Genomic DNA, 25,381 nt, shown 5'->3' on the forward strand with positions numbered 1-25,381 from the left:
CCGGATGGTCCGGAGCGTCGAAGGGAGACGATATGCGTTCCAAGCTTTCCACCCGCACCGCCGCCGTGGCGGTGGGCGCGGCCGCCGTGCTCGCCGCCGGATTGGGGAGTATGGCGGTGGCCTCGGCGGCCCCCGCGCTGCCGCCCGGGCCGGGCGGGATCGTCGTCGGAACCGACGGGCCGGATCGGACGATCATTCATCCCGAGGGGCCGGACCGGGCGATTGTCACCTATCGGGACGGTCAGGTGGTCGAGGACGGTCGGGTGACCATCGAGCGTGATGGCGAGCGCGTGATCATCCACCGCGAGGGCGCTCCGGATGTGGTCGGCGTCCCCGCGCTGCCCCTGCCGGGCTTGCCGGGTGCGCAGATCCAGGTGCACCCCGCGCTGCCGCGCTGATCAGCGGCCGCCACTCTCCGCCCCCGCCGTTCGCGGCGGGGGCGGTCTAGCATCGAGGGACCTAGTGGAGGTACCTCATGACCGCCGAAAACGCGCCCGTACCAAGCCAGCTCGACCTCTCCCCCTGGGTCTCCGTCGACGCCTGCACCCTGCCCACCGCGCAACAGCCGCTGCGCCTCGCGGAGTTCCACGACCTCTTCGCGACCGCGCTGCGCGATATCGATCGACGCTCCGCGACCCATCTGCGGCTGACCGTGGATCCCGCCGCCGAAACCACCGCCCGGGATCTGGCCGCCCGCGAGTCCAGCTGCTGTTCGTTCTTCTCGTTCACCTTCACCCCAGCCCCCGACGGGCTCCATATGGACGTCGTCGTGCCGCCCGAACGCAGCGACGTTCTCGACGGCCTGACCGCGCAAGCTACGGAGGCGCGGCGGTCCTGATGTGGTGACGGCGGCCGTGTCAGGTCGGCGTCAGGTCGGTATCAGCGGGGCTGGCGACAGTATTCCCAGCAACCCAGTTCCCCCGCTGAAGGAATACCGCCATGCCTACCTTTCCGACACCCGAACCGATCTCCGTCACCGTCGACGTACTCTCCGCGACCGTCACCGTGATCGCCGCCGACCGCGCCGACACCGTGGTCGATGTCCGGCCCGCCGACGCGGCCAAGAAGGCCGATGTGCGCGCCGCCGAGCAGACCCGGGTCGATTTCAGCGGCGGCACTCTGACCGTGCGGTCGTCGAAGAACTGGCGCACCTACACCGCGTTCGGCGGGAACCCGTCGATCGAGGTCACCATCGAGGTGCCCACCGGCTCCCGCGTGCACGGCACCGCCGCCGTCGGCCGCCTGCTCGGCACCGGCGAACTCGGCGAGTGCGAGTTGGAGATCGCCGCGGGCGACATCGTCGTCGAGCGTGCGGGCGGTTCGGTGACCGCGAAGACCTCCAAGGGCGATATCCGTATCGGCGAGGCGGCGCGCGGCGAGCTGCGCCTCGAGGTCGCCATGGGCGAGATCGAGGTCGGCATCAACCCGGGCAGCGCCGCGCAGCTCGACACCAATACCCAGTACGGCTCGGTGCGCCACCTCATGGGCCCGGTCGACCGCGCACAGCAGGAGACCGTGCGGGTCCGGGCACGTAATTCGTTCGGCGACATCGTCATCCGCCACGCCGCCGCCGTCTGACCGGAAAGGACCATCATGAATTACGGAAGCACCGCGGCCATTTCGGTCAGCGGCCTGCGGAAATCCTTCGGCGAGCACACCGTGCTCGACGGTATCGACCTCACGGTCGCCCAGGGCACCATCTTCTCCCTGCTCGGCCCCAATGGCGCGGGCAAGACCACCACCGTCGAAATCCTGTCGACCCTGCTGCGTCCCGATGGCGGCGAGGTCCGGGTGAACGGCCACGATCTGGTCAGCGAACCCGGGGCCGTCCGGGACGCGATCGGGCTCACCGGACAGTTCGCCGCCGTCGACGAACTGCTCACCGGGCGCGAAAACCTGTTGCTCATGGGTGATCTGCGGCATCTGCCGCGCCGCGAGTCGCGGCGGCTGGCCGAGGAGCTGCTGACGCGCTTCGATCTCGTCGAGGCCGCCGACAAGGTGGCCAGCAGCTACTCCGGCGGTATGACCCGTCGGCTGGATATCGCCATGACGCTGGTCGGTGACCCGCGCATCATCTTCCTCGACGAGCCGACCACCGGACTCGATCCGCGTAGCCGCCGCGCGGTGTGGGACACCATCCGCGGACTGGTCGCCGAGGGCGTCACCATCTTCCTCACCACCCAATATCTGGAGGAGGCCGATCAGCTGGCGAATCGCATCGCGGTGCTCGACCACGGCCGCATTGTCGCCGAGGGCACCCCGGACGAGCTGAAACGCCTTGTGCCGGGCGGACATATCCGATTGACGTTCACCGACCGCGCCGATCTCGACACCGCCACCCGGGTGCTCGGCGGCGTCGCACAGGTCGAGGATCTGACCCTCGCGGTGCCCAGCGACGGAGCCGTCGCCTCGCTGCGCACGGTCCTGGACCGCCTCGACACGGCCGGTATCGAACCCGATGCCCTCGCCGTACAGACCCCCGACCTCGACGACGTATTCCTCACCCTCACCGGACAGCCCGCCGACCTGGAGACCACGCGATGAGCACCCTCACCTACACCGTCACCGACTCGGTGACCATGGTGCGCCGAAACCTGTTGCGCGCCAAGCGCTATCCCGCCATGACCGTCAGCCTGATCGTGATGCCGATCGTGCTGCTGCTGATGTTCCGCTATATCTTCGGCGGCGCGCTGGGCGCATCGACCGACGGCACCACCTACATCAACTACCTCGCGCCGGGCATGATGCTCATGATTCCCGCGTACTCCATCGCCGGAGTGGCGGTGTCGGTCTGCACCGATATGACCAAGGGCATCGTGAAGCGGTTCCGGTCGATGTCGATCGGGCAGACCGCCATGCTGACCGGGCAGGTGTTCGGCACGCTGGTGCAGTCGATGCTCGGGGTGTTCGCCATGACCGGTGCGGCGCTGCTGATCGGTTTCCGTCCGCAGGCGAACGCGCTGGAGTGGCTGGCCGCTTTCGGCCTGGTCGCGCTGGTGGTCGTGGCGCTGGCCTGGCTGGGTGTGGCCTTCGGGCTGGCCGCGCAGAATCCGGAGAGCGCGGGCAATATGCCCATGCCGATCCTGTTGCTGCCGTTCTTCGGCAGCGGGCTGGTGCCGACCGACACCATGCCCGCCGGGGTGCGCCAGTTCGCCGAGTACCAGCCGTTCACGCCGATGACCGAGACGCTGCGCGGACTGCTCATGAACGAGCCCATCGGCGGCAATGCCGTCGGCGCGCTGGTGTGGTGCGCGGTGCTGGCCGGGATCGGCTACGGCTGGTCGAAGTGGCTTTTGCGCCGCCAGGCGCAGTGAGCCACACCCTCTTTCAGCCCGCGAGCGTGGCCTCGACCAGTTCCTGCCAGTTCGCCTCCGCACCCGCCCGCAGCGCCTCGGTGAAGTCCGCTTCGCCGAGGCGCTGTCGTGCGCTCAGCTCGATCCGAGCCTCGTCGGGGTGGGAGCGGTCGGGCAGGCCGCGCACCGCGGCACTGGCGGCGAGCAGCTGGGCGGCCCGCGCGTCGTCGCCCGCGCGCAGCGCCAGATCCGCTGTGCCGACGAGTATTTGGGCGATCACCGACGCGTGGCCGGTGGTGGATGCCGCCGCCCAGGCCGCGCGGCGGTGTTCACGGGCCTTGTCGAGATCCTCGGCGAGGTAGCCGAGCAGGTCGTGCACCGCCGCGGCGAAGTGGATCTGGTCGGCGTCGGCGCCCAAAACCGTTGTGGCGAGCTCGATCTGCCGGTAGGCGTGCTCGCTGTCACCGCTCCACCGCGCGAGGGTGGCCTGGTCCAGGGCCAGTACCGCGACCGCGTTCGGCCAGGCGGATTGGTCGGCGCACCGCTGTGCTTCGGCCATGGCGGCCGCGCTCGCCTCGGTATCGCCGAGCAGCCAGTACAGCTGCGCTTGGCGCGACCGCATGCGGACCGCGTCCTCGATCGCGCCGACCTCGGTGACCACCGCGATCGCCTGGTCGAGATACGCGCAGGCGGAGGCGAATTCGCCGCGCACCGCGAGGCGATCGGCGAGTTCGGTGAGCGCGAAGGAGATTCCCCAGCGTTCGCCGATGGCCTGGAATTCGGCGAGGGCGGTCTCGAGGTACTCGTCGGCCTCGCGGCCGCCCTGGCCGAGTCCGATGCGCATTTTGCCCAGCTGTAGTCGGGCCAGCGCGCGCACCCAGGGGTCGTCGTCGGTGATCAGCGGTTCGAACGCGTAGAGATATTCGTCGGGTCCGCGCAGTAGGCGCTCGAGGGCGGCGATGAATCCCAGCAGCGGGGAGCGGGATCGGCCGCGCTGATTGAATTCGTGCGCCTTGTGGATCCATTCCTCCACTTGGCGTTCGTCGTTCGGGCCGGAGCTCAGGAAGTGCGCGATGAGCCCGTAGACCATGGCCCGGGTGCCGTCGTCGACCTCGCCGGGCAGATCGGCGGCCGCGGTGATCAACTCGAGGCCCTCGGCCTTGTGCCCGCTCAGCCACCAGTACCAGCCCGCGGCCGCCGCGAGGCCCATGGCCCCGGGGGCGTCGCCCGCGGCGAGCGCGCCGCGCATGGCGGCCGCGATATTGTCGTGCTCGGCCTCGAGGGTCGCGAGCCATTCCAGCTGTTCGGCGCGGCGCAGGTGCGGCTCCGCGGTGTCGGCGAGCCGGGTGAAGTACGAAAGATGTTCGCGGCGTATGGATTCCGCTTCCCCGGATTCGACGAGCCGGTCCAGGGCGTACTGCTTGATGGTCTCGAGCATGCGGTAGCGCGGCACGCTGCTACCCACGGTGACCAGCAGCGACTTCTCGGTCAGGGCGGTGAGCAGTTCGAGCACTTCCCACTGCTCGACCGTCGCGTCCTTGCCGTCACCGGGCTCCTCGATCCCCGCGCAGACCTGTTCGGCCGCTTCCAGATTCGCGCCGCCGGAGAACACCGCGACCCTGCGCAGCACGATGCGTTCGGCGTCGGTGAGCAGCTCCCAACTCCAGTCGACCACCGCGCGCAGCGTCCGATGCTGCGGGATGGCGGTGCGGCTGCCGCCGGTGAGCAGGCGGAACCGGTCGTCGAGCCGGTAGGCGAGCTGGTCGAGGGTCATGGTGCGCAGCCGCGCGGCCGCCAGTTCGATGGCGAGCGGTATGCCGTCGAGCGCGCGACACACGCGTGCCATGGTGGCCAGGGTGTCGGCGTCGGCGGTGAGGTCTTTGCGGACCGCCCGGGCTCGGTCGAGCAGCAGCTGTACCGCCGGGGCGGATTCGATCTCGCCGGGGTCGGCGTTCTCGATCGGCACGGCCAGCGGCACGACCTGCCAGAGCGCTTCCCCGGTGATGCCGAGGGGTTCGCGACTGGTGGCCAGGATGCGCAAGCGCGGGCATTCGCCGAGCAATTGGTGCGCGAAGCTCGCCGCGGCGTCGATCACGTGTTCGCAATTGTCCAGGATGAGCAGCGTTTCGCGGTCGCGCAGGGCGGCGACGAGCCGGTCCATGGGTCCGGCGTTCGGTGCGCCGCCGAGCAGTGCGTCGCGCAGGCCGAGTGCGGCGAGCGCGGACTGCGCCACATCGGGGTTCGGGCCGAGCGGTGAGAGTTCCACCAGCCAGGCCCCGTCGGGCAGGTCCTCGAGCATGGTTCGCGCGGTTTCCAGGGCGAGCCTGGTCTTACCGGAGCCGCCGGGGCCAGTGAGGGTCGTGAGCCGGTGTGCCGCAATGAGTTCGCGCACGACGGCGACATCGGCGTATTTGCCGACGAAGGTGGTGAGTTCGGCCCGCAGGTTGGTGCGGCGGTCGTCCTCGCGCCCGCCCACTTCACCGCGCAGCAGCGCGACGTGCAGGGCGGAGAGTTCGGGGGCGGGGTCCACGCCGAGTTCGTCGGCGAGTGCCTCGCGGGCCCGCTGATAGACGCCCAGGGCTTCTGTGCCGCGTCCCGCCGCTGCGAGTGCGCGCATGAGGGAGCCTACAAGCCGTTCCCGCACCGGATGCTGGGCCACCAGTTCGGTCAGCTCGGTGATCAGATCCGGTCCGCGGCCCAGTCGGATCTCGACCTCGTACAGATCTTCCAGGGCCGACAGCCGCAGCCCCTCGAGGCGGGTGATCACCGCGTCGACGGCTTCACTGTCCTGTACGCCGACGTCCTGCATGAGCGCACCGCGCCAGAGGTCGGCGGCCTCGCGCAGCAGTTCGGCCCGGCGCAGGTCGTCAGCGCCGCGTGCCTGGTCGAGGAGCTGTTCGAAGCGCACGGCATCGACCGCGTCGGCGGGCACCGTCAGTCGGTATCCGCCCGCCTGCACGTCGAGTGAGCCGTCCGGCAGCACGCGCCGCAGCCGGGATACCAGGGCCTGGAGCGCGTTCGCGGCGTCGGCGGGCGGCTGTTCACCCCAAATCCAGTCGACCAGCGTCGTTTTGGGAACCGCGCGGCCGGGTTCGAGCGCGAGGGCGATCAACAGCGCCCGCAATCGAACACCCGGTATCGCGATGGGTTCACCGTCGTCTGCTCGGATGTCGAGCGGCCCAAGCATCCCGATCTGCACCCGGCCCATTGTGCCGCAGGGCGTCGACGGTCGACGGACCGCATCGGGGGATGCGCCGAACACGGTGCCGGACAGGCGATTCGCGTGCGTCGGCGGGCGTATCAGGTCGATGTCAGGTCCGTATCAGCGGGGCTGGCGACAGTAATCCCACGAACAGTTAAGCGCGAACCCGCAGGACGCGGAAAGCGCACGGGGACACACGATTCCCCCGCAGGAAGGGATGACCGATGGAACTCAGGGTGGACCGCGAGCGCTGTATCGGCGCGGGCATGTGCGTACTGACCGCCCCCGAACTGTTCGACCAGGACGACGCGGACGGCCGCGTGCTCGCCCTGCGCCTCTCCCCCGGCCCGGACCGGGAGTCCGCGGCCCGCGAAGCCGCTCAGATGTGCCCCTCCGGCGCGATCAGCGTCGTCCAGTAATCGCGACGAAAGGAAAGACCGATGACCCGCACCGTTCCCGTCCCGCAGGGGCTGCCCATGGAGCGCAATGTGAGCCCCTTCGACCCGCCCCGCGAGATCACGGCCTTGCGCGAGGCGCGCCCGGTCAGCCCGCTGCTGTTTCCGGACGGCCACGAGGGCTGGCTGGTCACCGGCTATGAAGAGGTTCGCCAGCTCATGGCCGACACCCGGTTCAGCTCACGCCAGGACATCGGCATCGTGCACGTGCCGTACGAGACACCCGGTATGCCCGCCGCCACCGAACCGTCCCCGCCGATGCCGGGCGTCTTCATCGCCATGGATCCGCCGGATCACACGCGGTTGCGGCGCAAGCTGATCGGCGCGTTCACCGTCAAGCGCATGAAGCAGTTGGAGGCGCACATCATCGATATCACCGAACGGCAACTGGACGAGATGTCGCGGTTGACGCCGCCGGTGGATCTGGTCAAGGAGTTCGCGCTGCCGGTGCCCTCACTGGTGATCTGCGAGTTGCTCGGCGTGCCGTACGAGGATCGGGCGACCTTCCAGGTCAATTCCGCGCAGTTCCTGGTCAAGGACCAGACCCTCGACGAGAAGATGGCCGCGCTCGGCGCGCTGAACATGTATCTGGCGCAACTGGTCACCGACAAGCGCGCCGCTCCCGGGGAGGACATCCTGTCCGATCTCGCCCGCGACGAGGATCTGACCATCGAGGAGCTGATCGGGATCGCGTTCCTTCTGCTGCTCGCGGGGCACGAGACCACCGCGAACATGTTGGGGCTGGGCACTTTCGCGCTCCTGGAGCACCCTGATCAGCTGGCGGAGCTGCGCGCCAACCCGGATCTGATGCCCGATGCCGTCGAGGAGCTCATGCGCTATCTCTCGGTCGCCGACATCTTCTACCGCTATGCCACCGAGGACATCGAGCTGGGCGGCGAGACGATCACCGCGGGGTCGACGGTGGTGGTGTCGCTATTGGCCGCCAACCGCGATCCGCAGCGTTTCGACGATCCGGACACCCTGGACGTCTACCGCAAGGCGCGCGGGCACACGTCCTTCGGACACGGCGTGCACCAATGCCTCGGCCAGCAGCTGGCGCGCATCGAGATGCGCGCGGGTTTCGACGGGCTGCTGCGGCGGTTCCCGACCCTCGCGCTGGCCGTTCCCGCCGAGGAGGTGAAGTTGCGGACGGATATGAACATCTACGGCGTGCACGCGCTGCCGGTCACCTGGTAGGCGCTACCCGCCATTCTCGGCGAGGCGATCGGCGATGAGCTGGCGGGTGATATTGGACAGGCGGGCCTCGGGAACCTCCGCGGCCCCGTCGGCATCGACGATGATCGCAGTCGGATAGATACCGCGCATGGCGTCCGGGCCGCCGGTCGCGGTGTCGTCGTCGGCGGCGTCGAACAGCGCCTCCACGGCGATGCGCAGCGCGCGGTCCTCGTCGATGCCGGTGGTGTAGGTCTTCTTCAGCGAGGATTTCGCGAACAGCGATCCGGAGCCGACGGCGGCGTAGCCGAAGCGCTCCTCACTGCGGCCGCCGACCACGTCGTAGGAGACGATGCGGCCGACCTTGTCGGGATCGGTGACGTCGGGGTCGTAGCCGACGAGGACCGGCACCACCGCCAGATCCTGCAGGGCGGCGGGGAGATTGTCGCGCACCATCTTCGACAGTTTGTTGGCCTTGCCGTCGAAGGTGAGCGAAATACCCTCCAGCTTCTCGTAGTGCTGAAGTTCCACCGCGAACAGGCGAATCATCTCGACCGCGACGCCGACGGTGCCCGCGAATCCGGCCGCCGAGTAGAAATCGGTGATGAAGACCTTCTCCATATCCCGGCTGGCCAGCAGATTGCCCATGGTGCCGCGCCGATCACCGGCCAACAGCACCCCGCCCCGATAGGAGACCGCCACGATGGTGGTGCCGTGCGGCGCGATGTCCTCCTTCGAGGTTCGCCGCGCACCGCCGAAGGTGTTGCCGGGCAACAGTTCCGGCGCATGCCGTCGCAGATACTCGGAGAACGAGGACTGCGTGTAGCCCATGTCGAGCGGTAAACCGTCATAGCTGGTCATTGCGCGACCCCCTCGGAACTGGTGAACACTACTGCCTGCCGACGCTACCTGCCCCGGGCACGGTAGTCTCGTCTCGTGTTCACGTGGATGCGGTCGACGGCGCTGACAGCGGTCGCGCTCGTCCTCGCCACGTGGTCGGTGCTGCTGCTCGCGCAGGTCGATCCGAAATCTCTTGTCGCCATGGGCGCGGCCACCGTGGTGGCGCTGGCCGTACTGGCGGTGCTGCCCGCCTCGCGGCCGGTGGCCCTGGTCACGGTGAGCGGCGGCCCACCCGAGGCCGCGCGCCGACGTCGCGGCGCTTTCCAACGTCAGAGCAATCCTCACACACCCGGACGGCCGCGTCCGAGGGCTCCGGGACTGCCGTTCTGATTCGACCGTGCGCACGGCACGGTCGGCTACGGCTGTCTTGAACCCCCCGCGCCCAATCGGCGCGTCTCTTTGTGAGGTCTTCTCCCATGCTCGATTTCGTGTACTACCCCGTGTCCGGAGTGCTGTGGTTGTGGCACACCGCCTTCGCGTCCGTCCTCGGCGGCGGCGTCGCCTGGACGCTGGCGGTGATCTTCCTGGTCGTCACCCTGCGCGCACTGCTCTTGCGACCCTTCCTGGCACAGGCCCGTTTTCAACGCGCATTGGGCCGAATGGCCCCGGAGCTCCAGCGCATTCGCGACGAACACGCCGGTGACCAGGTGCGCCAAGCCGAGGAATGGCGCCGACTGCAACGCGACCACGGCGTGAACTGGATGTCCGCGTTCCTGCCAATCGTCATGCAGGGCTTGGTCTTTCTCGGCCTGTTCCACGTCCTGCGCTGCTTCACCGACGCGAACGCCGCCATCGGCAACTACGTCTTCACCGCCGAGCAGGTCGGCTCGTTCCTGGCCGCGAACCTGTTCACCGCACCGCTGTCGGAAAGCCTGTCCACCGCTGGCGACACGTTCGGCTCCGTAGCCTTGGTCGTCATCCCGCTGGTGCTGTGCACCGCCGCAGTAACCCATCTGACCGCACGCGCCGCGATCCGCCGCCAGCCCGCCTCGACATCACAACAGACCAAACTGCTGAACACGTTGTCCCTGTGGGTATTTCCCCTAGGCGCGATCGCCGCGGCCGCGATCATGCCGGTCGCAATCCTCGTGTACTTCGCCACCAATGCCCTGTGGACCCTCGGACAACAACACTTCGTCAGCCGACACATCCCCGTCACGACCGATTCGTGAGCCTTCGCAACCAGCGGGCAAGTCGTGCGTGCCGACGATTCGGCGCGCGATCGCTGCGCTCAACCACTCGGGGGCCTGCTCGGGTATCCAATGCCCCACGCCGGGCAGCACGAGAAATTCGTAGGGTGCCTCCACGTGCCGCGCACAGCGTTCGACCGCCACGCGCGCCACTGCGATGTCCTCGGTGCCCCAGACCAGGGTCGTGGGCACTCGCACGGTCGAAACATTGTGCCAATCTTGACCTTTGGCGCGATACCACGCCAGCGCCGCGGCCATCGCGCCCGGGTGGGAGAGCACGTCGATGTGGGTTTGCGCGACCTCGGCGGGCACCGCGTCACCGAAGCCGAGGCGCAGGGCCGCGGCGTCGTCGGCGAGTAGTAGCGGCCCGGCCTCCGCCGTTTCCAGCAGCGCCATGTACTGCGACTTCTCGATCTGCTCGGGATCGGTGCGAATCGCCTGCGCGAACGCCGCGGGGTGCGGCACCGACACCGCGGTCAGGGAGGCTACCCGGGTGGGAGACGTGGCGGCGACGTTCCACGCGACGATGGCGCCCCAATCATGGCCGACCAGGTGCACGCGTTCGAGCTGAAGCGCGTCGCACAATCCGAGGATGTCGCCGGTCAACTCGGCCAACCGGTAGGCCTCGGTCGCAACAGGGCGCGCACCCGGCGAATAGCCGCGCTGGTTCGGCGCGTAACTGGCTATCCCGACGGCGCTCAGCCGGTGCGCGACCCCGGCCCATGATGCCGCGCTCTGCGGAAACCCGTGCAGCAGTATGGCAGCGGTCCGGTCGGCAGTGCCGCGGGGCACGCTTTCGGCGAACACGTCGAAGCGATACTCACCTACCTCGACAGCGAGCGCCTGCGTTTTCCTCGTCATGAAGGCAAGGCTAGACGGGTATCGGAACGCTGTACAGACACGTGTCCACCCTAGTGGTTGCTACGAGGCGGTACGCGGGCGTGGAGTAAACGTGCTGCCGCCGGTGTTGTAGCACCTGTTGTCGCAGCGATCACGGCGGGCTGGTCCGCCCGGGAAGGGATTGAGCCGGTGAGCCTTCGTCAGTTCGAGTACGCGCTGGCCGTGGCCGAAGCGGGGTCGGTGACGGCCGCGGCGGAGTTGCTGCATGTCGCTCAACCGTCGATGTCGCAGCAGATCCGCAACCTGGAGCGGGAATTGGGGGTGACGCTGTTCGCGCGGACGCCAGCCGGACTGGTGCCCACCGTGGTGGGTCGTGCGTTTCTGCGGGAGGCGCAGGTGGCGGTGAGTGCGGCGCGGCGGGCGCGGGCGACGGCGCGAGACGGTGCCGACGAACTGGTGGGAGAACTGGTGGTCGCGGCGCAGATGGGCTTCGGGACTCGGCAGCTGCCGGTCGTGCTGAGCGCGCTGCGCCGCCGCTTTCCGAGGCTGGAGGTCACCGTCTTCGAGGAGCCGAGTTCCGCCGAGCTCGAGCGGCTGTGTCGCCAGGGCGTGCTGGACCTCGCGTTGATGGCGGCCTGCGAGCGTGGCCCCGCCGACGCCCAGCACCTCGGCTACGAAGAGTTCGTCGTGGTGCTGAGCGCCGGGCATCGGCTGCTCGCCTCGGAGCGGGTCGAGCTGTGCGAGCTGGAGGGGGAATCGTGGGTGCGGTTCGACCGCGACAGCGCGCTCGACGGTGTACTGACCGGCGTGCTGCGCGATAACCAGCTGACCCCGACCACGGCCGCCCGCGCCTCCCAGACGGCGACGGCCGTGCGTTGGGCCGCCCATGGATTGGGAGCGACCCTCGTCCCCGCCTCGGCGGTGCCCCGCGGCGACGAGCACCTCGCACGGCCGGTGTTCCCGGCCGTGGTCCAGCCCGTCGTGGCCGTGGTCCGCCACGAGGCGGGACCGGCGGAGGCGGCGCTGCTCGAACTCCTGCGTGCGCAGAGCTGGGCCCCAGCGCCTCAGAGCTGGGTGACACCTCCGTCGGCGACGAACTCCGTGCCTACCGCGTAGGTGGCGTCGAAGGCGAGAAATGCTGCCGCCCTAGCGATCTCGTCCGGTGTGCCGAAGCGCCGCATGGGATTGTCCGCGGCCCGTTCGGCTTTGAATTGCGCGGCGGCCGCCGCGGTCATCGTATTTTCCAGAATTCCGGTGTCGATGAGCCCGGGGCTGAGCGCGTTGACCCGAATGCCGCGCGGAAGCAGCTCGCGGGACAGGGTGCGCGCCATCGAACGCAACGCCGCTTTGCCCGCCGCGTAGACGCTGGTGTCCGGCAAACCCAGCACGTTCGCATTCGAGGTCGTGAGGACAACGCCCGCGCCCGGGCTGAGCAGCGGTGCGAGCTTCTGCACTGTGAAGAACGCGCCTTTGACATTGATCGCGAACAGCTCGTCGTACATCTGCTCCGTTGTCGACTCGAAGGGCGTGAGGGCGGCGATACCGGCGTTGACGAACAGGGCATCGATCGTACCGAGTTCGGCCGTTACCCGCTCCGCCAGCGCATCGAGGTCGGATAGTTCGGCTACATCGCCTCGAACGGCAATCGCGTTCTCGCCCAGACGTTCTCGCGCGCTGTCGAGGCCTGCCTGCGAGCGGCCGGTGATCACCACGCGGGCTCCACCTTCCACCAGCAGCTTCGCCAGCGCGAATCCCAAGCCGCTGCCGCCACCCGTGATCACCACATTCTTGTCGTTGTATGCACCCATGCGTGATTCCTCCGTTGTTGTTTCCGAATTCGTTCAGCCCCTGGGGAATTCGCCGCCGTCGACGACGATGCTGCTGCCGGTCAGCCAGCTTGCCCGCGGCGAGACGAGGAAAAGCACCGCGTCGGCGATGTCGGCGGGCCGACCATCGCGCCCCAGCGGCGGGGTGGTGTTGTCCTGCCCCGGCCCCGCATTCAGGCGTGCCCACTGCTCGCGTGTCGCCTCGCCGCCAGGGGTGGCGGTTCTGCCGGGAGATACGGTGTTGACCCGAATTCCGAACGGAGCCAACTCCGCGGCCAATCCGCGGCTGTAATTCTCCAGTGCCGCCTTCGCTGTCGTGTAGTGCAGGAATGGCGGTGCCACCGTGGGCACCGCGGCCGAGGAGATGTGCACGATCATCCCCGAACGCCGGTCCCGCATGCCTGGTGCCAGCAGCGAGTCCAGCCGCACCGATGCCAGGAAGTTCAAGTCCAGCGCGTCCTGCCACGCCTGATCCGGGATCGCCAGTGCGCCTTGGTAGGGACCTGCCCCGCCCGCGTTGTGAACCAGGATGTCCACACCGCCGAACATCTCCTGCGCGGCCGCGGCGAGCGTCTGCGCACCGGCCCGAGTTCGCACGTCGGCCGCCACGAAGGCGGCTCCCTCCGGTACCGTGCTCGTTTCCGATCGGGCGGTCGCGAGCACCTCGGCGCCCGCGTCCAGGAGTTGGCGCACAACGGCGGCACCGATCCCGCGAGTACCCCCGGTCACCAGGGCCCGCTTGCCCGCGAGTTCCCCTGCGCCCGAACCGTTCTCGACCGTACTCATGCCGACTGTCCTCTCGATTGCGTGTTTGAAGGCTCGACGGAATAGAGCGCGATATTGGGCACCTGGCCGAGCTGTTTCACGGTATGTCGGCGAAAGAACGCCAGGCAAAGACGAAAATTCAGTAGATGCCATAGGAATTTCCTATGCAGCCCCGAACCTTTCGGCGCTACGGACGATCCCCAGACATCGTTAAGAATCTTGAAAGTACGGCCGGATAGCCTTCCTGCATATGGACCGAAAGTGATTGCGGTCCAACAGATAACGCTCCTCTGGGGGCCTACGAGAGGAACATCGTGAGGAAGACAACCGTCGCCCGTGCCGGGCTCGCATTCGCGACCTTCGCCGCCACACTGGCCGTGGTCGCTCCCGTAGCCGAGGCCGACACCGCGCGGCGAGGCGCTTGCCTGACCGTTGTGAACAACACTCCCCACGCGATTCGCATCACGATGAACACCACCCCGATCGGCAACGAGCCCGGCTGGTCCTACACCATCCCGGGCCGCGCCCGTCAGACCCTCATAGACGCGGGAGGAAACAACCTCCTGTCTCCTGACGGAAACTGGGACATCAGCGGCCCGGGCGGCCACTGGTGGTTCGACGACAAAATGCTCCAAGGTGCCTGCAACGGCACCTGGAACTACACGGTGAACTGAACCGCGCAGGCACTGACCGGAATCTGCCCTCGTCCCACTCTCGGGACGGGGGCATTTCGTCATCACGCTCGAGTTCGATTCGCCGCGGCTCAGTGCTGGATCAGCCCACCGACCGGAGTCGAGTCCGGCCGGGTCCTGCGGCGGGGCGGAGGAGCTGCGATTGCGGATCGAGAGGGAGCAGCTTGCTGCGGTTACGAGACAGGAGCCACGGACATTCGATCGGGGTCGAAGGTCGCCGTCAGGGTCTTTCCGCTATGCAATTCGGTGACGCGGATCGTGTTGTCAGTCAGGAAGGACATCTGTGCAGGGCAAGGTCCTTCGTACTCGACCCATACCATCGCTTGTCTGCTGAACAGCCCATCGCGCTCCCGCAGCCACACGCGGCAGCCGTGGTCGAAGTTGTAGTAGGGCACCGAGACCACTTCATGACGACCGTCCGGGCTGACCACAACGTCCTCGACATCGCCGTCCTCCGAGAACAACGCTGTTATGAACGACGTCAAAATCCATAGCGGTATCACCGCCAGCGTCACGACGGCAACAAACGTTCTCCACACCCACTTTCGGTACCCACTCAGCCTAGGCGCGCACACGAAACAGAGCACCACGGCAGCCGTCCAGAGCATCGGGGCAGCGACGAAGGGAATGACGTCGAACCGGTAGAAGCGGACCGCCAAACCGTCTCCGGGCGCGGCAATGAACCACCCTGCGATCGCTGCGGCAAATAGCGCCGGGACGGCGAGCAACCCGCCGAGCCGTACTCCCCTCCGCACCCGATCCACCTCACTCACGCGCACAGGGGATGTAGGCACCTTGCCCTCGAATGTCTTCTCGGCCAACGATCTATCCATTCATGCGATGTGCGCCCCGGGCTTCTCCCGCCCGGACACGCCGCCAGCCTATCCGTGTCCCTCTACCGTTCACGAGCCCGAAAAGATGCAGGGGACGGTTGACTGCAACGACCTCAGTCGGGCATTGGTCCGCTTCCCGACCCCTGTCGCGGCGAGGGTTCGTGCCACCGCAGATCGTCGGGTGGTTCCGCGGTTACAAGCCCGAAGCCGGAATCGGTCGCGAACAGTCCCACATCCTCCAGATAGAGGACAGGCACCGGTGCTTCCAACAATGGACGCGGTTCCCGTTCGATTCGGTATGGCACCTCGACGGCTTGCGGGATCTCATTGACCTCCACGACCTCGCCGTCTTCTTCCAGAAAAGCCCAATACGGCTGGAACCGCACCCGATTCGGGCAAGTTCGCGACCAATGGAACAACACCCAGTCGGAGAAGCCAGGTCGCGCGTACTCCGCTGCCCCGGTGCCATCGGGCCAGAACACGACTGCCTCGTCCTCCATGGACGAGTAGTAGCCGACCTCGACGCTCCACTGACCGACAAGGTCGCTACGACACACGAACCGACTCAACCATCCACGCCAGTGCGCGTCAACCACCGGGTGAACGAAAAGTGCTGGCAGACAATATATTCGCTGCGAGCATCCTGGTGCAGGGGTGCGCGAATCACATCGCGCTCGTTGCCCGCACGTTCATCCGCGTGAGACATCGGCGACAGCTGATCGTCGGTCGGCTGCCACGCTCATCGGCATAAGCGCGCACTGCAACGGGCCGAGTTCACCTCGGGCCGTTCATCTTCGGAGCTACTGCGCCGGGCCGCCAAAGGGGTTCCGGTGCGTTCCGTTCTGCCTCATCGGAGCCGATCGGGATCCGATCCTTTCGGTCGGGTCGACGAATGTCGGGATCTGGAAGGTGGCGTCGGCGGCCAAAACCCGTCGCGCGAAAACGCCTGTGAGTGAGGGGCTTTCAAGGTTCTACGGTAATAATTTTCCGCCTGGCTGAGTTCGCCGAACTTGCCGATACGGTCGCATCCTGCCTGCGGCCGGAGCATGGCGCATCCCGATTGATGGAACACATGGGCTGCGGTAGCCTCGGCGGGCTTTTGTGCTACCGATTGGAGTTGCTTGTGTCCCACATGCCTACGCACCCACCGCACCAGTTCCCAGGTGACCCCTACGGTCAGCGACCTGGTGCGCCTGCTCGGTCGCGGTCGGGTGTGGCCACGGCGGCCGGAGGCTTCGGTCTGCTCATGGGCGTGATCGTGCTCGGTGTCGGGCTTGTCGGTGTCATCGCGTCCATCCTGTGGATGGTCGACTCGGTGCCCGGTGAGAATCGAATCTTCGGTGGCATTCTCGCGTGCGCGTTCTGCTTGTTCGCCTTGCTCTACGGGGTGGCGATGGCGCGGTCCGCGCTCCGGCTGTTGCGCGGCGAACCCGGTGCCGCCGATAGCCTGGCTGGGCGCTACATCCTCATCCTGGTCGTCTTCGGCGGCGGGCTGATCAACGTAATCCTCAACTCCGAAATCAGTTCCCCGATCCTGATCGGCGGATTCGGCACCGTGGTCGCCCTCGCTATTGCCGGAATCGTGCTGTGCCGCATGGCCCGGCCCACCTCAGACCGCCCATGAGGAAGCGATTCGGGTGGTTGTGCCGGACCGAATCTCCCCGGCAGGAACAATCCCGGGCGCGGACACGGGTATCAGAGCTGGGAAAGGGATGCGCGGCCCGATCCCATTGAAAGACAACACCATGCCTGACAGTAATGAACCCGCAGTGCGCTACTTCGTTCTGATCGACGACGAGAGAGGTTACCCCGACGGCACGCGTGCGCGGCGGATCACCGGGCTTGTACGCCGGACCGACACCCGGCCACTGCCTACCGACGAAGCACTCGGCAGGGACTTCCAGTGGGGTCCCACCGAATATCTGCGACGCTACGACCCCGGAGTGGACGAGCCTCACGAGGAGATCTCCGCCGAGGCAGCCGAGCGAATCATCGAGAGCTGGCGCGGCTCGGGGACCGGACAAGAGGTCGAACGGCCCGAACGCACCAGGCACGAGTCGAACCCGCCCATCGATGATTCGCAAACCTGATCGGATCGAGGCGCGAAGAAACCGGCGGGACATGAGAACAGTTCTCGACACAGCCGTCCTGAAGTCCCGTCGACCGACACCCACCTCACAGGGCGGGCCACCACACCGAACTCGGCATGATGGTGCGTTCGGCCGACCCACCGGCACCGACTCCCAGATCGGACGGACACGAGAAGTCGACGGTTGGGATCCCACAGGAACCGCGCTGATCGTCGATCCGGAGAAGGGGACGCGTCGGCCGGTCACGGACTACTCGGATTTCTCGCATTTGGAGAAGGCAAGACAAGTGGCCAGCGTACTCCCGGGCGGCGGCTGGCGCGCCTATGAATACGGGCATGGACCAGACGACCAGGACTCCGACGTCGAACTGGTCTTGGCGTGGCTAGTGACTTCGGCCGCCGACCTCATTCCGGTGACGCTCGATGCCAACAGGCATCTCGGCACGTTCGATGCCGCGGACCGATTCCTTCCACCGGATCTGTAGCAGCTCATCGGCATGTGCGGATGTCTTGAGCCGCAACGGATCTCAAACGCCGGCCACGCGCCCAGCGGAATGTCAGTACGTCTGCGGATAGAGGTGCCCGATCACGCTCATGCCCGCAGCCACAGCATCGAGGCATCTGGTTAGAGCAGACCGCGCTTCTCGCGTTCAGCTTCGACCAGTGCCTCTAGGACTTCCTCCGGATCCACCGTGAACAAGCTGTCGGCCAGGGCGTCGTAGTCACAGGTGCTCAGCGGCAGTCCGAGCTCGGCGAGTTCAGCGGCCAGCCGCGTGAACGCGATTCGTTCGTCGGGCTCGTCCTGGTAACGCGCCTGCACGGCAGCGACCCCCTCGGCCAGGCTGGATCCGGCCAATCCCCAGAAAGTGAATTCGGTGTCCAGCATGATGACGCGCCAGCCACGGCTTACGGGCTCGTCGGGGTGCAGCCAGTAACCGACCCACCCCTTTCCGCCCTTCGCCACGAGCTTGAGATACCGGGCCAACTCCGCGGCTCCGGCATTGTCAGCCTGCGTCTCCGGGTGCGCGAGATCCTCTTCGCGTTGATAGCTGGTATCCAGAAGCGGGTTGACCTCACCCGCCTCGAAGAAGTTCAGGTCGAGAAGGTGCGCGAAATCGGTACGGCCTTCCCACTGAGCCACCAGCAGCACTCGAAGATCGTCGGGTACCGGTCGGCCATCCAATCGCTCGCGGGAAAACTCAGCGAGCCGTGCGTCGAACATGCGCCCCTCTCCAGCGGTTGAAACGAGATCCTCGCTGCAACGTAACACCCGTCGACGACAAGGCATGCTGAACACCGGAAGCGATGGTGCGACAACTGATCTGCGCCTTCGGAGTAGACCGCACCGTGTGCAGATGCCATTTCGAATCGCACTGAATTCGGCATGAGCGGACGTTCCGAGGCCTCAGATCTGCTCGCCTGGTTGATCTTTCAGCGTGCCGCGTTGGCCGTTTCGGTCAGCGCGCCATGCGGCAGATGGTGTGTCGTCAGCCGCCACAGCCCGTGAATCCGCAGCATACGAACCCTTCTGCGGCTCTTCACGATTCGGATCTACTGTCGGCCAGCAGGTTTGTACGGCCGACCATCGCCCGGGTCGCGCAATGTAGGTCGCTGGCCGGACCCCGACGCGAGTCTCCCTCACCCCTGCGTAGCATCTGGTCATCATGAACGGCCGGGAGATCGTAGCTATGGGTTCGTGGGTTTATGCAGACGGCGTCCTCATGCCGGTGCTCCTGGTCCGTCTCGACTACGACTTCTGGTACGAGATGGCCCGAGAAGAGGGCACACTCGCGGCGGGCGAGGAGCCGTTCCTCGATTCGGCCGGGCATGCCTACTACGTGTCGTTCAAAGTCCTCCGCGACGACGCGGCATTCTGGCCTGATTCCGGGCCGCACCGTTCGGTCGACGAAGCGCGGACCACGGCAGAATCGAGGGTGCCGTCTCCGATCACTTGGCAATTTGTAGAGTCACTGCCATGACGATCATTGTTTGAAGCGTCACGATTTGTCTGGCACGCGCGCCGCGTCAGCCGTGGCAATAGACCCGGACGAGCACTGTGTCTTCGGGCAGTGCCGCCAGGTAGTCCTCGTTGCCTCCTGGTGGTACTGGGCAGTCGGGCTCGTCTGCGTAGCAAGTGTTTTCGTCCCAGCTCTTATGTGCCCAGACACCACTGTCCTCGACCCACCAACCATCGAGGGTGAGCAAATCGCAGTATTGGTTGGTGTTCCTTGCGAGGTCCAGCAAGGCCTTTGGGCCGCCCGCGCACTCGCCTCGGTTGGTGGCGGATACCTCACCCCAGTAGTTGGGGGTGTCGTGGATCAACCGGGGGTCGTCCTCGAAGCCGGGTCGTACATAGAACCCAGCGCCTTCGCCACCGCCGCGAATCCGCCATGTGTCCCACATGGATCGGTCGGCGGGCTGTTCGTACATCTCGAACGGAGCGAGGGCGTGAGCAAGCGCGGTTTGCACATCATCGATCGCATCCGGCGGCAAGCACACGGTCACCCAGATATGCGCTAATCCCCTCCCCCTCCACTATCGAGCGCTCAGGCTAGCTCTCGAAATCAGCAGGCGCAGCTCGATTTCCGGCCGTTGTTGCGGCGCAGCGAGTTCAAAGCCTGACCGCCCCTACAACGGTGTGGCGGTAGCGGAGGCCATGACTACTCGTCTCCCTCGTTTGCCCATTCACGGTAGAGCGGATTTGTGATGCTAAGGCTGACTGCCTGGGCATTGAGAGCGAGTGTGATCACGGCCGGTCTCTCGGTCCAACGGACTTCGTAGCCGAGGTCTTCGTCGAACTCTTTCTCGTCGGCGGAGCCCATCTCGATGCCCAGACGGTCGTGGAGCTGTGCGAAGGTTCGAGCCAAATCGGCTCTGTGCTCGTCCGATCCGTCCTCTTCCTCATCGTCGGCCAGGTCGGACACCCAGACGTCTATCCACTTGATCGCTTTCCCCGCGAGGGCCATGCGCTGGATAGTTCCGCGGTCGAGAAATGCGTGTGCGCGGGGAGCCGATACCTGGAGATCGGTTTGAATGGAGGCGTGGTCTGCCCCTGAGGCAGTGACTCTCCAACCCACCCGGTCGCAGAACCTGGTCAGGTCGCCCTCGGTCCACGTCCAATCGAATGCGCCAGCGGCCCTGACGATTCGGAGAGCTCCATCGATATCGGCTTGCATGCGCGAAGGCTACATCCGGAGAGGAGTCGGCCTACGCCACCCTGCATCAATCGTGCGTGCCCGCGCTGAATCGGCTGGCAGCGCTGACCTAGATATTCGGCAGGGGTGTTGTGCTGGAGAGTTCTCGGTTGTCGAAGTGGTCACGTGCCGCGGTGATCGCCGGTGCGGCGACCTTCGCCCATGCGGTGAGCGCTTCCAAGGGCGCTCGAATCTCTTCGACCAGATCGGTGGTGGCGTATTCGACGCGGGGCGGGGAGTCCGGATAGACGGTGCGGGTGATGAGTCCGTTGCGTTCCAGGTCGCGCAGCGTCACGGTCAGCATCCGGCGACTGATTCCGGTGATGGCGCGTTCGAGTTGGCTGAAGCGGCGCGGGCCGTCGCCGAGTTCCACCAGTACTTGAGCGCTCCATTTGCCGCCGATCAAGGCCAGCACTTCCGGGAGCGGACAGACGTCGATGATCGAGTCCTGATCGTTGACCTGGTTCGTTACCCCGGGGTTCCGTGGCGACAAGAAAGTGCCTCCTTCCCAACGGGTTTGATCATGCGTGACGATTACCTCCGTTACAAGTCGTAACGTTCCTGCGTATGCGTGGGAAGTAGCGGAAAGAGGTTAGCGGTGCCCTTCGCCCGGACCAATGGTGTCAAGATCGCCTACGAAATCGCGGGCACGGGGCCCGCACTGCTCCTGCATCCCGGGATGTTCCAGGATGGTCGGCACTGGGCTCACAGCGGATACACCGAGGCACTCGTCGGTGATTTCACCGTGATCGCGATGGATCCGCTGGGGCTGGGTGCCAGCGATGCGCCGACCGCAGAGGCGGACTACTCGCTAGAGCGCAGAGTGGCGTCGGTGACCGCGGTGCTCGACGACGTGGGCGTCGCGCAAGCCGCGTTCTGGGGATACTCGTTGGGTGCCATGACCGGGTACGCGGTGGGAGCCCTTGCGCCGCAACGACTTTCCTGCCTGGTAGCCGGAGGGTTCGACCCGATTCGAGGATTCCGCTCGGCGGTGGAACCCACGCTTGCCGCGCTCGGACTCCCGGCCGACACCGATGCCTACCCCGTGATGGAACAGGCGGCAGCCGCCGCGCCCTACCAAGCGGCGGTGATCGCGGCCGGAAACCGCGCCGCGTTCCGAGCGAACTACTCCGCTTTCGCCCGCGAACCCGGCTTGTCCGCCGGTGTGGCCGCATCCGGAATACCGGTCCTGATGTACGCGGGCACGGCCGACCCGTGGCATGAGCCGATGCGCGAATTCGCCGACCACACACCGTCGGCGACGTTCTTCTCCATCATCGACGCCGACCACCAAGGCGGCTGGGACCGCTGCGGCGATGTACTCCCCACCGTCGTCGAATTCCTGACGTAGTAACCGGATAACCTCATCCGGGTGATCCTCCGTCCCGTCGAAGGCATACCCGAGGGCCTGACCTCGCGAGCGCAATCGTTTGTCAGCAGACACGGCGTCAAAGTCGAGGTTCGGCCCGTGGAGGACCACCGGCAGTGGTGGCTCGAGCGCGGCATTCCCGCAGGATTGATCGACCGCATGACGGCCTACGAGAAGACATGGGGCGGCCTGCATTTGCCACCCGCACCGCAGTACGAGGGCGGCCCGCGCTACTTCTATCCAGACTCCCCCGAATCCGATGCTGCGGGATGGTGGTTCGAAGCCGGGGCGCAGCGGGCCGCCGTGCCCTTCATGTTCATGATCGGCCCGTCCAACGAGTTCGGAATCCACGGCGACCAGGCAGGGTGGGTGCCCTTGCACTCGACCATCGAGGGCTGGGTGGAATCACTCGCTCTGGCCGACCACGCATCGACGTGGGCACGCCGAATCACCAGACTCGTCGGTGACGAGGTCGACGGCATCGACGTGAGCGACTACGAACCAGTACGCGAGGTAATGGGCCTCGCGGACACTTGGTGGCGAGGTTCGGACTCGCTGGTGGCGCTGTACACCGGAGAAGCCAAGGCGCTCGCCTTCCCCAAAGCCCGTGTCGCGCTGGTTTACTCAGGCCTCGACAGATGGGGGCTGCACGGCAGCGTCGCAACCGATTCATAACCGACACCGTCGGGAGCTGAGCACGCGTCGACCGTAACTGTGGTCTCACACCGCAACTGGCGTGACGCCTCCCAATAGGACTTTGACTGACCTATTGAATTCCTACCGTGGTTTTCGTACCCGCAATCAGGACGAGGAGGAACAAATGGCCGTCAAGGAAACCCTGCAACTTTTCACCCCCATGCTGTACGTGAAGAATTCCGTCGAAGCGATCGCGTTCTACAGCGACGTATTCGGCGTGGAGGAAATCAAAGAGCGCACCATGCTCCTGAGCCAGGTGCCCGGCATGGAGAACACTCCCGGTGCCGACCAGCAGGCCGTCTACTCCAAACTCCAATTCAACGACGGCAGCGCCCTGAATGTGGCGGAGTCGAAGTCCGAGGGCACCACCACGGTCGGCAACAACATTCATATCGGACTGATGTACACCGACACCACAGCCCAGAAGACGGCGTTCGACAAGCTCGCCGAGGACGGTGAGGTGCTCGAGGCCTTGGAGGCGAAGTTCTGGGGAGCGGTCTACGGCATCGTGCGCGACAAGTACGGCGTCGTCTGGGAATCCAACGCCTACACCACCCAGGACTGAACGCGGCGTCGGCCCGGCGAGATGTCCATCTGGTCGGGCCCCGCACGGCAGCCCGACGCTCCGCGTGCGCTATTGCGCACAAAGCGGCAGTTGCGGACGCTCCGATGGCCTCGAACCTGATCGGCTGATTGATCTTTCGGCGTGCCGCGTTGGCCGTTTCGGTCAGCGCGGCACGCGGCATGAGCGGATCTCTTCCGAGGCGGAAGATTTGTGCGAGCAGGGAAATCGCTCCCTCGCGTCCATGGAGGTCGCGGCTTGGCGTTATCACCACGAGTAGTACAAAAGGCTGCGGCCTGGCTCGTAGCTTCGAGTGAATTTTTCGCGTATGGCCAGTTGCACCGGCTCCGACAGATCAGGAGCCATGTTTTGCTCGACCACCTGAAAATCCTCAGGGCGGACGTACACATAGGCGGGCCGTGCGCTGAAGTACTCATAGAAGCCGTGCGTCATTCCCTTGCGCTGGTAGCCGACCTCCGCGGTGTAGATTCCGTCCCGGAGAATGGGTTTGCTGTAGGTCACCAGGGTTGCGCTGTATGCGAAACCTTGGGCGCGTGTCTGTGTATCGAAGCGGCACGACTGGTCCCGATCGAGGTCGAGTCTGCGTTCGAGGTCGCTCAGGTCGGCGGCGCGAGACTCCGGCGTCCCAATAAGGTAGGTGACACTTCCAGGATCGGTGCCCTCTTTCTCCGCACGGGCTTGCGCATATCGGCGCGCATCCTCGTTCGCGAAGAACTGCACGGTGTGGAGCGTCTCGGAATCGGGGACGTCTTGGACGTAGCGATCGAACCCGAACTCCGTGAAGGCTTCGGGCGCAAGCTCCTCGACGAAGAACCAGGGATGCTGGCTACCCAAGCTGAGCGCGGGATCAAGCACCGCTTTGAAGTGGTACAGATCCAGCCCCATGCCGCCTCCCAATGTGGTCACGTATACGTATAACAATGAGGCGGCTGGACTGCGCGGTGCCCTCACTGCCTCGAGGTCGAGAACCATAATCCTGGCAGCACACCTCGGGTAAACGACACGCTCATCGCCAGTTGGGGATATTGCCCACGGGGGCGGTGTCAGTACCGGTCGCTATGGTCACCCCCATGCCTGACCCCGCTCCAGACACCTTCGACCAGGTATGGGCCCGTTTCCACCGCCACCTCTGCAGGTACTCGCCCGCCTCGGCCGCGACCCTGCAACCTGGCGCTATCGCCGAACAGATCGCACACCTGGAAGCGGTCCACGGTTTCGCGCTGCACCCCGACGTCCGGGCACTGCTCGAAAATCACAACGGCACCGTGCATGTCAACGGGAATGCCGTCGAAGGCAGCGAATTCCTCCCGTTGGGGTACATGCTCGACCCGATCGACCGGATCGTCGCCGACCACGAGTGGCGAACCACCTTCAGCGCCGAGAATCGCGCATTGGGCTTCGACGAGGAGACCCTCTACGGCCATGCCCACCAATGGGTTCCGATCGCTCACTCCATCAGCGCCGGTATCCTGTTCGTCGAGCACCGCCCCGGACCAACCTACGGTCACGTCATCGAATTGGGTATCGGCTCAGGCGCTTTCGAAGGCACCCTCTGGGCCAACACGCTGCTCGAATTCTTCGCAACCCTCGCCCACTCCCTCGACACCCGCACCCCCTTTCGTGACCAGACCCCCGGCGTGTGGAAGTCGGACCTCACCGAGAAGACCTATCTGCAGTGGGACTGGGACTGGGACGAGTGAACCCTCCCCGAACCGGCAGGATTCAAAGCCCGCACGGTATGCGGCAGGAGCGGATATTCGAGGTGGTGCCTTGCGGTGGAGATGGCGGTGTCTTCGACCGCTACCGCCGCACTAGCCGGATGGTGACGGCTTCACCGTTCAGCAGGTTCAAAGCGAAGACCTCGGTGGTGCCTTCGTACATGCACTGGAGAGCTGGCTGGAAGTCCGCGACATCCAATTCGTACAGCGACCCACCGGAATCCACGAACGTGCAGGTTCTTTCGATGGCCGATGCCAGCGTCACCGGTCTGATCTCCACGGGAACCAGCTCGACCTCTGTACCTGCACGGTAAGAACGTCCCACGGTTACTCCTGAACTCAAGACCTTGAGCTTGAGATCGTAGATCCGCTCGTCCTTCTGCGTGTTATTGCGGAGCAAGCTCTGGACCAGTGCCGGGCTGCTCTCGAAGCTGATCGTGTCACCGGCACTCAGGGCCTCTATCGCAACAATTGCCACGGTCGCAGCGTATCCGGCACCTGTAGACGACCCTATATCCGTCGCAGGCAAGCGGTTTCGCCAGGATCGGTTGTGGTGGGCGCAA

Annotated in this window: 31 protein-coding genes and 1 pseudogene; 19 read left to right on the forward strand and 13 right to left on the reverse strand. The window is 66.0% G+C overall.

Annotation, left to right across the window (positions count from 1 at the left end; genetic code table 11):
• Window positions 1-32: 32 nt before the first annotated feature.
• The 5 genes from ACIBH2_RS04860 (at window position 33) to ACIBH2_RS04880 (ending at window position 3,314) form a co-directional block, all read left to right on the forward strand.
• Window positions 33-398 (forward strand): hypothetical protein, encoded by a 366-nt coding sequence (locus ACIBH2_RS04860; RefSeq protein ID WP_397113518.1) that lies wholly within the window; start codon window positions 33-35, stop codon window positions 396-398.
• A 77-nt stretch (window positions 399-475) separates the two neighbouring features.
• Complete coding sequence (locus tag ACIBH2_RS04865) at window positions 476-838, forward strand: hypothetical protein (RefSeq protein ID WP_397113520.1); 363 nt, start codon at window positions 476-478, stop codon at window positions 836-838.
• 101 nt (window positions 839-939) lie between these two features.
• Window positions 940-1,578, forward strand: a complete 639-nt coding sequence (locus ACIBH2_RS04870) for a DUF4097 family beta strand repeat-containing protein (RefSeq protein ID WP_397113522.1) — start codon at window positions 940-942, stop codon at window positions 1,576-1,578.
• Between the two features lie 15 nt (window positions 1,579-1,593).
• Window positions 1,594-2,544: an ATP-binding cassette domain-containing protein gene (locus ACIBH2_RS04875; protein ID WP_397113524.1), complete on the forward strand. Its 951-nt coding sequence runs from the start codon at window positions 1,594-1,596 to the stop codon at window positions 2,542-2,544.
• Window positions 2,541-3,314 carry an ABC transporter permease gene (locus ACIBH2_RS04880; RefSeq protein ID WP_397113526.1) on the forward strand — a complete coding sequence of 258 codons (774 nt, stop codon included), beginning with the start codon at window positions 2,541-2,543 and terminating at the stop codon, window positions 3,312-3,314. The genes ACIBH2_RS04875 and ACIBH2_RS04880 overlap by 4 nt, the downstream gene beginning before the upstream one ends.
• A gap of 13 nt (window positions 3,315-3,327) precedes the next feature.
• On the opposite strand, the gene ACIBH2_RS04885 is transcribed toward ACIBH2_RS04880, so the two are convergent.
• Entirely contained in the window at window positions 3,328-6,501 is a 3,174-nt protein-coding gene (locus ACIBH2_RS04885; RefSeq protein WP_397113528.1) for a BTAD domain-containing putative transcriptional regulator, read from the reverse strand.
• Between the two features lie 218 nt (window positions 6,502-6,719).
• Here ACIBH2_RS04885 and ACIBH2_RS04890 point away from each other — a divergent pair, with 218 nt between their 5' ends.
• Entirely contained in the window at window positions 6,720-6,914 is a 195-nt protein-coding gene (locus tag ACIBH2_RS04890; RefSeq protein WP_397113530.1) for a ferredoxin, read from the forward strand.
• Between the two features lie 21 nt (window positions 6,915-6,935).
• Window positions 6,936-8,147 carry a cytochrome P450 gene (locus ACIBH2_RS04895; RefSeq protein WP_397113532.1) on the forward strand — a complete coding sequence of 404 codons (1,212 nt, stop codon included), beginning with the start codon at window positions 6,936-6,938 and terminating at the stop codon, window positions 8,145-8,147.
• A gap of 3 nt (window positions 8,148-8,150) precedes the next feature.
• Here ACIBH2_RS04895 and prcB read toward each other — a convergent pair whose 3' ends face one another.
• Window positions 8,151-8,984 carry a proteasome subunit beta gene (prcB, locus tag ACIBH2_RS04900; RefSeq protein WP_397113534.1) on the reverse strand — a complete coding sequence of 278 codons (834 nt, stop codon included), beginning with the start codon at window positions 8,982-8,984 and terminating at the stop codon, window positions 8,151-8,153.
• Window positions 8,985-9,059: 75 nt separating this feature from the next.
• Between prcB and ACIBH2_RS04905 the strand changes: the two genes are divergently transcribed.
• Both ACIBH2_RS04905 and yidC read left to right on the forward strand, forming a co-directional pair.
• Window positions 9,060-9,353 (forward strand): DUF6412 domain-containing protein, encoded by a 294-nt coding sequence (locus ACIBH2_RS04905; protein WP_397113536.1) that lies wholly within the window; start codon window positions 9,060-9,062, stop codon window positions 9,351-9,353.
• Between the two features lie 86 nt (window positions 9,354-9,439).
• Window positions 9,440-10,195, forward strand: coding sequence for a membrane protein insertase YidC (yidC, locus tag ACIBH2_RS04910; RefSeq protein WP_397113538.1), 756 nt, complete (start codon window positions 9,440-9,442; stop codon window positions 10,193-10,195).
• A 66-nt stretch (window positions 10,196-10,261) separates the two neighbouring features.
• Here yidC and ACIBH2_RS04915 read toward each other — a convergent pair.
• Window positions 10,262-11,074: pseudogene (locus ACIBH2_RS04915) on the reverse strand (alpha/beta fold hydrolase); the annotation flags it as partial.
• A 168-nt stretch (window positions 11,075-11,242) separates the two neighbouring features.
• Here ACIBH2_RS04915 and ACIBH2_RS04920 point away from each other — a divergent pair.
• Complete coding sequence (locus ACIBH2_RS04920; RefSeq protein WP_397113540.1) at window positions 11,243-12,169, forward strand: LysR family transcriptional regulator; 927 nt, start codon at window positions 11,243-11,245, stop codon at window positions 12,167-12,169.
• Here ACIBH2_RS04920 and ACIBH2_RS04925 read toward each other — a convergent pair.
• Entirely contained in the window at window positions 12,118-12,861 is a 744-nt protein-coding gene (locus tag ACIBH2_RS04925) for an SDR family oxidoreductase (protein WP_397113542.1), read from the reverse strand. The two genes, ACIBH2_RS04920 and ACIBH2_RS04925, sit on opposite strands and share 52 nt — an antisense overlap.
• Window positions 12,862-12,894: 33 nt before the next feature.
• Window positions 12,895-13,665 (reverse strand): oxidoreductase, encoded by a 771-nt coding sequence (locus ACIBH2_RS04930; RefSeq protein ID WP_397113544.1) that lies wholly within the window; start codon window positions 13,663-13,665, stop codon window positions 12,895-12,897.
• Between the two features lie 293 nt (window positions 13,666-13,958).
• On the opposite strand from ACIBH2_RS04930, the gene ACIBH2_RS04935 reads away from it, so the two are divergent.
• Window positions 13,959-14,318 carry a hypothetical protein gene (locus ACIBH2_RS04935; protein WP_397113546.1) on the forward strand — a complete coding sequence of 120 codons (360 nt, stop codon included), beginning with the start codon at window positions 13,959-13,961 and terminating at the stop codon, window positions 14,316-14,318.
• 191 nt (window positions 14,319-14,509) lie between these two features.
• On the opposite strand, the gene ACIBH2_RS04940 is transcribed toward ACIBH2_RS04935, so the two are convergent.
• Both ACIBH2_RS04940 and ACIBH2_RS04945 read right to left on the reverse strand, forming a co-directional pair.
• Entirely contained in the window at window positions 14,510-15,157 is a 648-nt protein-coding gene (locus tag ACIBH2_RS04940) for a hypothetical protein (RefSeq protein ID WP_397113549.1), read from the reverse strand.
• 125 nt (window positions 15,158-15,282) lie between these two features.
• A complete protein-coding gene (locus tag ACIBH2_RS04945) occupies window positions 15,283-15,726 on the reverse strand; it encodes a hypothetical protein (RefSeq protein ID WP_397113551.1) in 444 nt (147 codons plus the stop codon).
• A gap of 656 nt (window positions 15,727-16,382) precedes the next feature.
• Between ACIBH2_RS04945 and ACIBH2_RS04950 the strand changes: the two genes are divergently transcribed.
• The 3 genes from ACIBH2_RS04950 (at window position 16,383) to ACIBH2_RS04960 (ending at window position 17,743) form a co-directional block, all read left to right on the forward strand.
• Window positions 16,383-16,793: a hypothetical protein gene (locus ACIBH2_RS04950; protein ID WP_397113553.1), complete on the forward strand. Its 411-nt coding sequence runs from the start codon at window positions 16,383-16,385 to the stop codon at window positions 16,791-16,793.
• Between the two features lie 88 nt (window positions 16,794-16,881).
• Window positions 16,882-17,259: a hypothetical protein gene (locus ACIBH2_RS04955; RefSeq protein WP_397113555.1), complete on the forward strand. Its 378-nt coding sequence runs from the start codon at window positions 16,882-16,884 to the stop codon at window positions 17,257-17,259.
• A gap of 286 nt (window positions 17,260-17,545) precedes the next feature.
• The gene (locus ACIBH2_RS04960) at window positions 17,546-17,743 is read left to right on the forward strand and encodes a hypothetical protein (protein ID WP_397113557.1); all 198 of its coding nucleotides are present in this window, start codon (window positions 17,546-17,548) and stop codon (window positions 17,741-17,743) included.
• A gap of 140 nt (window positions 17,744-17,883) precedes the next feature.
• On the opposite strand, the gene ACIBH2_RS04965 is transcribed toward ACIBH2_RS04960, so the two are convergent.
• Window positions 17,884-18,480 carry a hypothetical protein gene (locus tag ACIBH2_RS04965; protein WP_397113559.1) on the reverse strand — a complete coding sequence of 199 codons (597 nt, stop codon included), beginning with the start codon at window positions 18,478-18,480 and terminating at the stop codon, window positions 17,884-17,886.
• Window positions 18,481-18,922: 442 nt separating this feature from the next.
• Between ACIBH2_RS04965 and ACIBH2_RS04970 the strand changes: the two genes are divergently transcribed.
• Entirely contained in the window at window positions 18,923-19,237 is a 315-nt protein-coding gene (locus tag ACIBH2_RS04970; protein ID WP_397113561.1) for a hypothetical protein, read from the forward strand.
• Window positions 19,238-19,283: 46 nt separating this feature from the next.
• Here the strand turns inward: ACIBH2_RS04970 and ACIBH2_RS04975 are convergent, their stop codons facing one another.
• From ACIBH2_RS04975 to ACIBH2_RS04985, 3 genes are all read right to left on the reverse strand, one after another.
• Window positions 19,284-19,763: a hypothetical protein gene (locus ACIBH2_RS04975; RefSeq protein ID WP_397113563.1), complete on the reverse strand. Its 480-nt coding sequence runs from the start codon at window positions 19,761-19,763 to the stop codon at window positions 19,284-19,286.
• A 155-nt stretch (window positions 19,764-19,918) separates the two neighbouring features.
• Window positions 19,919-20,434 carry a DUF6301 family protein gene (locus ACIBH2_RS04980; protein WP_397113565.1) on the reverse strand — a complete coding sequence of 172 codons (516 nt, stop codon included), beginning with the start codon at window positions 20,432-20,434 and terminating at the stop codon, window positions 19,919-19,921.
• Window positions 20,435-20,522: 88 nt separating this feature from the next.
• Window positions 20,523-20,945 (reverse strand): winged helix-turn-helix transcriptional regulator, encoded by a 423-nt coding sequence (locus ACIBH2_RS04985; protein ID WP_397113567.1) that lies wholly within the window; start codon window positions 20,943-20,945, stop codon window positions 20,523-20,525.
• 78 nt (window positions 20,946-21,023) lie between these two features.
• Here ACIBH2_RS04985 and ACIBH2_RS04990 point away from each other — a divergent pair, with 78 nt between their 5' ends.
• The 3 genes from ACIBH2_RS04990 (at window position 21,024) to ACIBH2_RS05000 (ending at window position 23,082) form a co-directional block, all read left to right on the forward strand.
• On the forward strand, window positions 21,024-21,803 hold the full coding sequence (locus tag ACIBH2_RS04990) for an alpha/beta fold hydrolase (protein WP_397113569.1): 780 nt from the start codon (window positions 21,024-21,026) through the stop codon (window positions 21,801-21,803).
• A gap of 21 nt (window positions 21,804-21,824) precedes the next feature.
• Window positions 21,825-22,496, forward strand: coding sequence for a hypothetical protein (locus tag ACIBH2_RS04995; protein WP_397113571.1), 672 nt, complete (start codon window positions 21,825-21,827; stop codon window positions 22,494-22,496).
• A 145-nt stretch (window positions 22,497-22,641) separates the two neighbouring features.
• Complete coding sequence (locus ACIBH2_RS05000; protein ID WP_397113573.1) at window positions 22,642-23,082, forward strand: VOC family protein; 441 nt, start codon at window positions 22,642-22,644, stop codon at window positions 23,080-23,082.
• A gap of 264 nt (window positions 23,083-23,346) precedes the next feature.
• On the opposite strand, the gene ACIBH2_RS05005 is transcribed toward ACIBH2_RS05000, so the two are convergent.
• The gene (locus ACIBH2_RS05005; protein ID WP_397113575.1) at window positions 23,347-23,985 is read right to left on the reverse strand and encodes a hypothetical protein; all 639 of its coding nucleotides are present in this window, start codon (window positions 23,983-23,985) and stop codon (window positions 23,347-23,349) included.
• Between the two features lie 185 nt (window positions 23,986-24,170).
• On the opposite strand from ACIBH2_RS05005, the gene ACIBH2_RS05010 reads away from it, so the two are divergent.
• The gene (locus ACIBH2_RS05010; RefSeq protein WP_397113577.1) at window positions 24,171-24,800 is read left to right on the forward strand and encodes an SMI1/KNR4 family protein; all 630 of its coding nucleotides are present in this window, start codon (window positions 24,171-24,173) and stop codon (window positions 24,798-24,800) included.
• Window positions 24,801-24,900: 100 nt separating this feature from the next.
• Here the strand turns inward: ACIBH2_RS05010 and ACIBH2_RS05015 are convergent, their stop codons facing one another.
• Window positions 24,901-25,296: a hypothetical protein gene (locus ACIBH2_RS05015; protein ID WP_397113579.1), complete on the reverse strand. Its 396-nt coding sequence runs from the start codon at window positions 25,294-25,296 to the stop codon at window positions 24,901-24,903.
• Between the last annotated feature and the right edge of the window lie 85 nt (window positions 25,297-25,381).

The organism is Nocardia sp. NPDC050406 (assembly GCF_044459025.1).
Classification (GTDB): Bacteria; Actinomycetota; Actinomycetes; order Mycobacteriales; family Mycobacteriaceae; genus Nocardia.

Bases quoted from the DNA above. Each gene is read 5' to 3' on its own strand.
- ACIBH2_RS04860 (WP_397113518.1), top strand. From the start codon at position 33: ATGCGTTCCAAGCTTTCCACCCGCACCGCCGCCGTGGCGGTGGGCGCG.
- ACIBH2_RS04865 (WP_397113520.1), top strand. From the start codon at position 476: ATGACCGCCGAAAACGCGCCCGTACCAAGCCAGCTCGACCTCTCCCCC.
- ACIBH2_RS04870 (WP_397113522.1), top strand. From the start codon at position 940: ATGCCTACCTTTCCGACACCCGAACCGATCTCCGTCACCGTCGACGTA.
- ACIBH2_RS04875 (WP_397113524.1), top strand. From the start codon at position 1,594: ATGAATTACGGAAGCACCGCGGCCATTTCGGTCAGCGGCCTGCGGAAA.
- ACIBH2_RS04880 (WP_397113526.1), top strand. From the start codon at position 2,541: ATGAGCACCCTCACCTACACCGTCACCGACTCGGTGACCATGGTGCGC.
- ACIBH2_RS04885 (WP_397113528.1), bottom strand. From the start codon at position 6,501: ATGGGCCGGGTGCAGATCGGGATGCTTGGGCCGCTCGACATCCGAGCA.
- ACIBH2_RS04890 (WP_397113530.1), top strand. From the start codon at position 6,720: ATGGAACTCAGGGTGGACCGCGAGCGCTGTATCGGCGCGGGCATGTGC.
- ACIBH2_RS04895 (WP_397113532.1), top strand. From the start codon at position 6,936: ATGACCCGCACCGTTCCCGTCCCGCAGGGGCTGCCCATGGAGCGCAAT.
- prcB (WP_397113534.1), bottom strand. From the start codon at position 8,984: ATGACCAGCTATGACGGTTTACCGCTCGACATGGGCTACACGCAGTCC.
- yidC (WP_397113538.1), top strand. From the start codon at position 9,440: ATGCTCGATTTCGTGTACTACCCCGTGTCCGGAGTGCTGTGGTTGTGG.
- ACIBH2_RS04925 (WP_397113542.1), bottom strand. From the start codon at position 12,861: ATGGGTGCATACAACGACAAGAATGTGGTGATCACGGGTGGCGGCAGC.
- ACIBH2_RS04930 (WP_397113544.1), bottom strand. From the start codon at position 13,665: ATGAGTACGGTCGAGAACGGTTCGGGCGCAGGGGAACTCGCGGGCAAG.
- ACIBH2_RS04955 (WP_397113555.1), top strand. From the start codon at position 16,882: ATGCGCGGCCCGATCCCATTGAAAGACAACACCATGCCTGACAGTAAT.
- ACIBH2_RS04965 (WP_397113559.1), bottom strand. From the start codon at position 18,480: ATGTTCGACGCACGGCTCGCTGAGTTTTCCCGCGAGCGATTGGATGGC.
- ACIBH2_RS04970 (WP_397113561.1), top strand. From the start codon at position 18,923: ATGAACGGCCGGGAGATCGTAGCTATGGGTTCGTGGGTTTATGCAGAC.
- ACIBH2_RS04980 (WP_397113565.1), bottom strand. From the start codon at position 20,434: ATGCAAGCCGATATCGATGGAGCTCTCCGAATCGTCAGGGCCGCTGGC.
- ACIBH2_RS05000 (WP_397113573.1), top strand. From the start codon at position 22,642: ATGGCCGTCAAGGAAACCCTGCAACTTTTCACCCCCATGCTGTACGTG.
- ACIBH2_RS05005 (WP_397113575.1), bottom strand. From the start codon at position 23,985: ATGGGGCTGGATCTGTACCACTTCAAAGCGGTGCTTGATCCCGCGCTC.
- ACIBH2_RS05010 (WP_397113577.1), top strand. From the start codon at position 24,171: ATGCCTGACCCCGCTCCAGACACCTTCGACCAGGTATGGGCCCGTTTC.